This is a genomic window from Amycolatopsis tucumanensis, assembly GCF_021654135.1.
GTDB lineage: Bacteria > Actinomycetota > Actinomycetes > Mycobacteriales > Pseudonocardiaceae > Amycolatopsis_E > Amycolatopsis_E tucumanensis.
This window is the reverse complement of record NZ_JAKGSD010000020.1, coordinates 1-9,078: the sequence shown is the minus strand read 5'-3', so window position 1 is coordinate 9,078 and position 9,078 is coordinate 1. Positions and strand designations below refer to the sequence as shown.

General features: G+C 73.1%; 9 protein-coding genes. 3 read left to right on the top strand and 6 right to left on the bottom strand.

Translation table 11 applies throughout. The features are described 5' to 3' along the window. Positions 1-404 precede the first annotated feature (404 nt). Entirely contained in the window at positions 405-1,406 is a 1,002-nt protein-coding gene (locus tag L2C96_RS20495; protein ID WP_237337385.1) for a DHH family phosphoesterase, read from the bottom strand. 24 nt (positions 1,407-1,430) lie between these two features. On the opposite strand from L2C96_RS20495, the gene L2C96_RS20490 reads away from it, so the two are divergent. Further along, entirely contained in the window at positions 1,431-2,465 is a 1,035-nt protein-coding gene (locus L2C96_RS20490; RefSeq protein ID WP_237337384.1) for a TRM11 family SAM-dependent methyltransferase, read from the top strand. Between the two features lie 83 nt (positions 2,466-2,548). Beyond that, a complete protein-coding gene (locus L2C96_RS20485; RefSeq protein WP_237337383.1) occupies positions 2,549-3,712 on the top strand; it encodes an MFS transporter in 1,164 nt (387 codons plus the stop codon). Here L2C96_RS20485 and L2C96_RS20480 read toward each other — a convergent pair. After that, complete coding sequence (locus tag L2C96_RS20480) at positions 3,709-4,404, bottom strand: SDR family NAD(P)-dependent oxidoreductase (protein WP_237337382.1); 696 nt, start codon at positions 4,402-4,404, stop codon at positions 3,709-3,711. The two genes, L2C96_RS20485 and L2C96_RS20480, sit on opposite strands and share 4 nt — an antisense overlap. An 85-nt stretch (positions 4,405-4,489) precedes the next feature. Between L2C96_RS20480 and L2C96_RS20475 the strand changes: the two genes are divergently transcribed. Next, positions 4,490-5,038, top strand: coding sequence for a TetR/AcrR family transcriptional regulator (locus tag L2C96_RS20475; protein ID WP_020422057.1), 549 nt, complete (start codon positions 4,490-4,492; stop codon positions 5,036-5,038). On the opposite strand, the gene L2C96_RS20470 is transcribed toward L2C96_RS20475, so the two are convergent. The 4 genes from L2C96_RS20470 to infB all read right to left on the bottom strand — a co-directional run. Then, positions 5,026-5,409: a hypothetical protein gene (locus L2C96_RS20470; RefSeq protein WP_237337450.1), complete on the bottom strand. Its 384-nt coding sequence runs from the start codon at positions 5,407-5,409 to the stop codon at positions 5,026-5,028. The two genes, L2C96_RS20475 and L2C96_RS20470, sit on opposite strands and share 13 nt — an antisense overlap. 211 nt (positions 5,410-5,620) lie before the next feature. After that, entirely contained in the window at positions 5,621-6,082 is a 462-nt protein-coding gene (gene rbfA / locus L2C96_RS20465; RefSeq protein WP_020422055.1) for a 30S ribosome-binding factor RbfA, read from the bottom strand. Positions 6,083-6,094: 12 nt separating this feature from the next. Next, on the bottom strand, positions 6,095-6,388 hold the full coding sequence (locus L2C96_RS20460) for a DUF503 domain-containing protein (protein WP_020422054.1): 294 nt from the start codon (positions 6,386-6,388) through the stop codon (positions 6,095-6,097). A gap of 67 nt (positions 6,389-6,455) precedes the next feature. Continuing rightward, on the bottom strand, positions 6,456-9,078 hold a 2,623-nt coding region (infB, locus tag L2C96_RS20455; RefSeq protein ID WP_237337381.1), incomplete at its 5' end, for a translation initiation factor IF-2.

The window sequence follows — 9,078 nt, the reverse complement described above, 5'->3', positions numbered from 1 at the left end:
AGGAGGGGGCGATGGCTTCCGGGCAGGGCGGTAACTCCCGGAGCGGTAGCTCCCTCCGGAGGCGGCAGCGTTCGGCGGAGGCGGCAGTAGCTCCCGGGGGCCGCCGCTCGCGGCGGTCCGCCGCGAGCGGCGCTGGGGTCGCGGGGCCGTGGCGGGCATGGCCAGGGCTCAGGCAGGGGATTCGCCCGCCGGCCGGCTTCGCAGCACCCCCTCCCGGAAGGAAGTGGGCGGGCAGCTCCCCGGAAGGCCCACCACTCGCGGTGAAGCGCCGCTCCGCGGCGCGGGACCGCCCCATCACGCCAGACTGCCGGGCTGCCCGCCGCTTCGCGGCGCCGCGACCGCAGGGATGGCAAGCCTGGCCGAGGCTCCCGCAGCGAACCGTCCGGCTCCCCGGCAGACCCGCGTCAGCCCAGCAGCGGCGCCTCCTCCAGCGCGCGCCTCACCATGGCCAGGCCCTCCTCGGCCGTGCCGTGGATCGTGCAGCCGGCCGCCAGCCGGTGGCCTCCGCCGCCCAGGCTGCGCGCCGCCTGGGAGACGTCGATCTTGCCGATCGCCCGGAACGACACCGACCACTCCCCCGGCGCCTGCTCCTTCAGCACCACCGCGACCTCGGCCTCGCGCGTCGAGCGGATCACGTCCACCACGCCCTCGACCTCCTCCAGCCGCACCGTGGCGGCCACGTCGGCGGTCACCACGGCGTGCACGAGCCCGAAGCCCTGCGCCGACTCCGGCTCCAGCCGCGCCGACGCCAGCACGGTCGACAGCATCGGCAGCCACGCGAACGGGTGGTCGTCGATGATCTCCCGCGCGAGCCGGTCCGGGTCGACCCCCGTCTCGAGCAGCCGGGCCGCCGCGCGGTGGGTCGACGGCCGCGCCCGCCGGAAGCCACCGGTGTCGGTGACCAGCCCCGCGTACAGGCAGCGCGCGATCGGCTCGTCCAGCGCCACCCCCAGCTCGTCCAGCAACGCCAGCACCAGCACCGCGGTCGCCTCGGCGGTGTCGTCGACCAGGTGCACCGAGCCGTACCGCAGGTTCGACGCGTGGTGGTCGACCACGAGCACCTCGCCCCCGGCGGCACGCGTCGCGTCCACCCGGTCGGCCAGCGACCCCAGCCGCGCGGGGCTCGGCGTGTCCAGGCAGATCAGCAACCCCGCCGACGGCGGCACCTCCTCGGCGGGCACGAACAGGTTGTCGGCGTCCAGGCCGCGCAGGCTTTCCGGCACCTCGGCGGGCTCGGCGAAGGACACGCGCACGGTCGCGCCCCGCTGGTAGAGCGCGCGGCCGAGGGCCAGCGCGCTGCCGAGCGCGTCGGCGTCCGGGCGGACGTGGGCCAGCAGGGTGACGTCGGTCGCTTCGCGCAGCAGCCCTGCGGCGCGCGGGAAGTCGAGCTGGGCGGAGGTGCTCATGCGGGCAAGCTACGCTTTTTCCCGATGTTCGACTACGGGATCCTCCTCTACCCCGGCGCCAACCGCGTCTACGCCGACGCCTCCGCCGGTCTGCTGCGCGCCGAGCTGACCGTGTTCGGCGAGGCACTGCGCACGCCGCCGGCCGAGATCGGCGAGCGCCGGATCGGTGGCGTCACCTACGTCACGTTCACCACCGCGGAGCCGCTGTCCGAAGAGGACCTGCGGCTGCTGTCGAACCTCTCGTCGCTGTACGCGCTGTTCGAGTTCAGCGGCGACCTGCTGCGCCCGCTGGAGATCGCGCCGCTGGACAAGCTCGACTCCGACCTGCTGACCATCCAGAAGTACCCGGGCAAGACCAACGAGCTGTTCACCAAGCTGCTGCTCAACGTGACGCTGCTGTCCCGGTCCCGGCCCACCGAGTTCCTGGACCGGCCGCTGCACGTGGTGGACCCGTTGTGCGGCCGCGGAACCACGCTCAACCAGGCCATGATGTACGGCCTGGACGCGACCGGGCTGGACGTCGACAAGCGGGATTTCGAGGCCTACGAACGGTTCATCAAGACCTGGCTGCGGCAGAAGCGCGTCAAGCACAACGCCGACTCCGGCCCGCTGCGGCGGCACAAGCACCGCCTCGGGCAGCGCCTGGAGATCTCCTACGCGCTGGACAAGGATCGCTGGAAGGCCGGCGACGCGCGCCATGTCACGTTCTTCAACGCCGACACCCTCACCACCGACGAGCTGCTCAAGGCAAGCTCGGCGGACGTCGTGGTCGCCGACGCGCCCTACGGCGTCCAGCACGGCAGCCACCAGCCCGACGAGCTCGCGCGCAGCCCGCGGGACCTGCTGGCCGCCGCCGTGCCGGTGTGGGCGCGGGTGCTCAAGCCGGGCGGCGCGCTGGGCCTGAGCTGGAACACGCACGTCGCCAAGCGCGACGAGATCGCCGGGATCCTCGGCCGGGCCGGCCTGGAAGTCCGCTCCGGCGGGCCGTGGGAGGGGTTCGAGCACCGGGTGGACCAGGCGATCCTGCGGGACCTGATCGTCGCGCGCAAACCCGCCTGACCCCGGGGCGGAAAAGCGGTGGCGCCCCGCTCCCGTCCCGTGTAGAAGTCACGCACAACGGGGACATGGGAGGAATCGGGCACATGCCGCTCTGGCTGATCGCGCTGGCCGGCGCGGCGCTGGTGTACTACACCGACGACTACGTCATCGCGGGGGTCCTCCCCGAGATCGCCACCGATCTGGGCGTCACGGTCGGCGCGGCCGGGCAGCTGGTGACGGTGTTCTCGGTGACCGTCGCGGTGGCGGCGCCGGTCATGGCGCTCCTCACCGCCCGCACCCGGCCCAAGGTGGTGCTCACCGGCGCGGCCGCGGTGTTCACCGCGGCCAACCTGCTCGCCGCGCTCACGCCCTCCTTCGCGGTGCTGATGCTGGCCCGCGTCGTCGCCGCGGCGGCGGCCGGCGCGGCGACGCCGTCGTTGTTCTCGCTCGCGGCCCGGTTGTCGCCGCCGGAGAAGCTCGGCCGGTACGTGGCTGCCGTGGCGCTGGGTGTCACCGGAGCGGTGGCGATCGGCGTCCCGCTGGGCACCTGGCTCAGCGCGCTCGGCGGGTGGCGCGCGACCTTCTCCGCGCTGGCCGTGGCCGGGCTCGCCACGGTGGCCGCCTTCACCGCCACCCTGCCTTCGGACACCCCGGCAGGCCCGGCGGTGGCCTGGCGGGACCGGATCCGCGGTCTCGGTGCGCCACCGGTTTCCCTGGGACTGGCCGCGAACGTCGTGCTGATGTTCGGGTCGATGATGCTGCTCACCTACCTGGCGCCGTTCACCGCCGGCCTGTCCGATGTGGACATAGCGTCCCGCGGCGCGTTGTTCGCGGTGTCCGGTGCCGCCGGAATGGCCGGCATCTGGGCGGGCGGACGCGCCACCGACCGGTGGGGCGCCGACCGCACGCTGGCGACCGGCGTCGGGGTGTTCATCGCGGTGATGGTCGTCTTCGGGGTGCTGTGGTCGCTTCGCCCGGTGCCGGTGTGGGTGCTGTGGCCCTTGGTGGCGCTGTGGGGCGGTGCGGCGTTCTGGAACTCGCCCGCGGTCCAGGCGCGGCTGCACCGGCTGGCCGGCGAGGCCTCGGCGCCGGCGCTGGCGATGAACACCTCCGGCACCTACCTCGGGGTGGCGGTCGGCGGTGCCGTCGGTGGCGGCGTGATCGGCCTCGGCGGGACCGGGGCGCTGCCCTGGTCGGCGGCGGCCGCCGGCCTGGCCGCGCTCGCGCTGTTCCGCCTCGCCGCCACCCGCGCACCGGCGACCGTCTAGCCGGGCACCACCTGCTCGGCCGGTTCGCCCGTCGCGGCCATGCCCCACAGCATTTCGGCGAGGTCGGCCGGGTCGATGCGGTCCGGGTCGAACCCGCGGCGCGCCTCCACCGAGGCGTCGAACAGCTTCTCGGCGTCGCTGCCGCGGATGAGCGATCCGATGGTGATCGCGGCGGCGGTGACGCCCGTGCCGGCGAGGTCGGCCCGCAGCGCGAACACGTAGTTGCGCAGCGCCGCCTGAGGCGTGCCCGCGCCGGCGAGCATCGGCTCCGGGGTCTTCGCCGACGAGCCGAACCCGTAGAGCAGCGCGCCCGAGCCGCGCTCCAGCATGCCCGGCAGCAGCCGCCGGGTCAGCGACAGCGGCGCCAGCACCACGCTCTCGAACCCCGACCGCAGGGTCTCGACGTCGAGGTCGCGCACCGGCTTCAGCAGCGCCAGGTCCAGCGACCCGTTGATCACCGCCACGTCCACCCGGCCGATGTCGGCCAGCAGCCGCTCGTGCGCGGCGAGGTCGGTCATGTCGGCCGGAAACGCCCGTGCCGCAACACCTTCCGCGGACAGTTCGTCCACGAAGGACGACAGCCGGTCCGCGCTGCGCGCCACGAGCGAGACCTGGTAGCCCTCCTTGCCGAACCGGCGGGCCGCGGCCAGTCCCATGCCGGGCCCGGCGCCGAAGATCGCGAGTGTCCTCATGTCGATTGCCTCCCAGATAAGTTGAGGTTCCCCTCAAGTTGTATCTCAAATTGAGGGGACCCTCAAGTTTCTTATACTGGGAAGTGTGAGCCGTCCCCTCCGCCGTGACGCCCAGCGCAACCGCGAACTGCTGGTCGCGGCTGCGCGCGAGGTGTTCGGCGAGAAGGGCCTGGACGCGCCGCTGGAGGAGATCGCGCGCCGGGCCGGGGTGTCGATCGGGACGCTCTACAACCGGTTCCCCACGCGCACAGACCTGGTCGAGGCCGCGTTCAGCGGCATGCTCGACCGCTGGGCGGGCGAAGCCGAGCAGGCGCTGGCGGCCGAGGACCCGTGGGACGGCCTGGTCCAGCTGATCGTGCGGACGTGTGAGCTGCAGTCGGTGGATCGCGGGATGACCGAGATCTGCACCAGCGACCTGCCCGGGGCGCCGGGGCTGCGGGCTGCCCGGGAGCGGGTCGGCGAGGTGTTCGAGAAGGTGCTGGAACGCGCGCACGGGGCCGGGGTGCTGCGCCCGGACTTCGGCCTGGCGGACCTGGCGTTCGCCATCGCCGCCACCACGCAGGCGGCGCCGCTCGGCGACTGGCGCCGCCACCTGACGTTCCTGCTGGACGGGATCCGGCCTCAGGACACCTGAGCGGCGGGCACCACGCCGAACTTGCGGGTCACGAAGCACCAGAACAGCGGCACGGCCTCGTCGACGGGGCGCTCGTTCGCCTCACCGTCGGCGCCCACGTGCTCGACGCGCACGCGGCCGGGTGAAACGGCGGAACGCCGCGACCACGGCCCGGACACCACGACCGCGCCCCACGGCGCCCGCGGCACCGGCCGGTCGACCACGATCAGGTCACCCAGCGAGGTCGTGCCGAGCAGGACGGTGTTCGCGGCGAGCACGCTGTCCACGACCTCGGACATGGGGCGGTAGACCGGCCGCGCGTCGGCGAGCCGGTGGAACTCCGCGGCGATCTCGGACCAGGGCCGGGAGCGGAACGGGTACAGCCATCCCATCGACCTCACGCGGACCCCCTCAGATCGCGTCGCAGCGGCAGTGCTGCGGCAATCCAAGCACCGCGGGTCAAGAGGGGCGGGACTCACTCCCAGTCGCCACCGCGGCGTAGCGGCAACCCAGACACCGCAGGCCAAGGCAGGCAGGGCTACTGCTCGTCGCCATCGCGGCCTAGCGGCAACCCGGACACCCGCAGGCCAAGGCCCGGCGGGATTACTCCTCGTCGGAGTCGTCCTCGTCGGCTTCGCGGGGCTGCTTGTACGGGTCCGGGTCGCCGGCGTGCTGCGCGGCGGCCGCGCGCCGGGCCAGTTCGGCGTCGGCCTCGCGCGCCTTCGCCAGCAGGTCCTCGATGTGCCGGGCCTCGTCCGGGATGGTGTCCGCGACAAAGGTCAGCGTCGGCGTGAACCGAACCCCCGTGCCCTGGCCGACGCGGCTGCGCAGCACGCCCCGCGCCGACTCCAGCGCGGCGGCCGCGCCCGGGAAGTCCGGCTTCGAGTCGAGGTTCTCCCCCAGCACCGTGTAGTACACGGTCGCGTCGTGCAGGTCCGCGGTGATCTTCGCGTCGGTGATCGTGACGTTCTTCAACCGCGGGTCCTTGATCTCGTGCTCGATCGCCGACGCCACGATCTGCGAGATCCGCTTGGACAGCCTGCGGGCGCGAGCCGGATCGGCCATCACGCACTCCCCTTAGTCTTCTGGCCCGAGCAGGCGGCGGTGGGTGGAGAGCAGCTCCAACTCGGGGCGCTGCGCCACCAGCCGTTCACAGCCGTCGAGCACGTCACGAACATGTTCACCGTCGGCCGCCACCACCGCCACCCCGATCAGGGCCCTGCGGTGCAGATCGAGGTGACCGGCCTCGGCGACCGACACCTCGAACCTGCGGCGCACCTCGGCGATCAGCGGCCGCACCAGCGACCGCTTCTGCTTCAGCGAATGGACGTCGCCGAACAGGACGTCGAGCTCGAGCGCACCTACGTACATCGGTTCCCTGTCCCAGGTGAGGACACGGGGCCGGTCACCAGACCGGCCCCGCGCACCACTACCCGACTCAGACGCGCGGCTTCTCGCGCTGCTCGTAGGTCTCGATGACGTCGTCGACCTTGATGTCGCTGTAGGACCCGAGCGTCAGACCGCACTCGTAGCCCTCGCGGACCTCGACCACGTCGTCCTTGAACCGCCGCAGCGAGCTGACCGGCAGGTTCTCGGCGACGACCACGTTGTCCCGCAGGAGACGCGCCTTCGCGTTGCGGCGGATCTCCCCGGACTGCACGAGGCAACCGGCGATGGTGCCGAACTTGGAGGACTTGAAGACCTCCCGGACCTCGGCGCGGCCCAGCTCGACCTCTTCGTACTCCGGCTTGAGCATGCCCTTGAGGGCCTGCTCGATCTCGTCGATCGCCTGGTAGATCACCGTGTAGTACCGGACGTCGACGCCCTCGCGGTTGGCCCGCTCGGTCGCCTTGCCCTCGGCCCGCACGTTGAAGCCCAGGACGATCGCGTCGGAGGCCGTCGCCAGGTCGATGTCGCTCTCGGTGACACCACCGACGCCGCGGTGGACCACGTTCAGCTCGACCTCGTCGCCGACGTCCAGCTGCATGAGCGACGCTTCCAGGGCCTCGACCGTACCGGAGTTGTCACCCTTGATGATCAGGTTGAGGCTGTTGGTCTCCTTCAGCGCGGAGTCCAGGTCCTCCAGGCTGACACGCTTGCGCTTCGCGGCGTTCTGCGCGTTGCGGATGCGCGCCTGGCGGCGCTCGGCGATCTGCCGGGCCACCCGGTCCTCCTCGACGACGAGGAACGTGTCGCCCGCGCCAGGCACCGACGTGAAGCCGATGACCTGGACCGGACGCGAGGGCAGCGCCTCGGTGACGTCCTCGTTGTACTCGTCGACCATCCGCCGCACGCGGCCGTACGCGTCGCCGGCGACGACCGAGTCGCCGACCCGCAGGGTGCCGCGCTGGACCAGCACGGTGGCCACCGGGCCGCGGCCGCGGTCGAGGTGCGCCTCGATCGCGACACCCTGGGCCGGCATGTCCGGGTTGGCCCGGAGGTCCAGGGTGGCGTCCGCGGTCAGCAGGATCGCCTCGAGCAGCCCGTCGATGTTGATGTTCTCGCGGGCGGAGATGTCGACGAACATGGTGTCGCCGCCGTACTCCTCGGCCACGAGGTTGTACTCGGTGAGCTGCTGCCGGATCTTGTCCGGGTTCGCGCCTTCCTTGTCGATCTTGTTGACCGCGACCACGATCGGCGCCTTGGCCGCCTGGGCGTGGTTGATCGCCTCCACCGTCTGCGGCATGACGCCGTCGTCCGCGGCGACCACGATCACCGCGATGTCGGTGGAGTTCGCACCACGGGCACGCATGGCGGTGAACGCCTCGTGACCCGGGGTGTCGATGAAGGTGATCAGGCGCGGGTTGCCCTCGAGCTCGGTCTCGACCTGGTAGGCGCCGATGTGCTGGGTGATGCCGCCGGCCTCCCGCTCGTGCACCCGCGTCTTGCGGATGGTGTCGAGCAGGCGGGTCTTACCGTGGTCGACGTGACCCATGACGGTCACCACCGGCGGGCGGACCTGCAGGTCCTCCTCGCCGCCCTCGTCCTCACCGTAGGTGATGTCGAAGGTCTCCAGCAGCTCGCGGTCCTCCTCCTCGGGGGAGACGACCTGGACGTTGTAGTTCATCTCCGAGCCGAGGAGCTCCAGCACCTCGTCCGAGACGGACTGCGTCGCGGTGACCATCTCACCCAGGTGGAACAGCACCTGCACCAGCGAGGCCGGGTTCGCGTCGATCTTCTCCGCGAAGTCGGTCAGCGAGGCGCCGCGCGGCAGCCGGATGGTCTCGCCGCTGCCCTTGGGCAGCCGGATGCCACCGACCGACGGCGCCTGCATGTTCTCCATGTACTCCTGGCGCTTCTGCCGCTTCGACTTGCGGCCCTTGCGCGAGGGTCCACCCGGACGGCCGAAGGCACCGGCCGTGCCGCCGCGGCCACCGCCGCCGCCACGACCGCCGCCGCCACCGCGGAAGCCACCACCGGCGGGGGCGCCACCGCCGCCACCGGGGCGGAAACCGCCGCCACCGCCGCCGCCGGGACCACCGCGGGGAGCGCCGCCGCCACGGGGACCACCCGGTCCGCCACGGCCCGCGCCCGCGCCACCGCGGCCGCCACCGGGACCACCACGGCCCGCGCCGCCGGGACCACCGCCGGGCCGCTGCACGCGGCCGGGCATCATGCCCGGGTTCGGGCGCGGCGGCATGTTGCCCGGGTTCGGGCGCGCGCCGCCACCGGGACGCGGAGCCGGACGGTCACCGCCGCCGGACCGCTCGGCCGGGCGCTCGCCGCCCTGACCGCCGGGACGTGCCGGCGGGCGCGGCGCCGGAGCGCCCTGGCCGACACCGAACGGGTTGTTGCCGGGCCGCGGGGCGCGCGGACCGGGCTTCGGCCCGGGCTTGGGGCCCTGCGGCTTGGGCGGCACCACCGAACCGGACTGGCCGGAGCCGCCCGCGCCGGGACGCGGCGCCGGGGGCTTGGGTGCCTGGGGCTGCGCCTTCGCGGCCGGAGCCTGCTGCTGCGGAGCCGGCTGCTGGGCCGGACGCTGCTGCTGCGGGGCCGGCGCCTGGGGCGCGGGGGCCTGCGGAGCCGGCGCCTGGGGCGCCGGGGCCTGCTGCTGCGGGCTG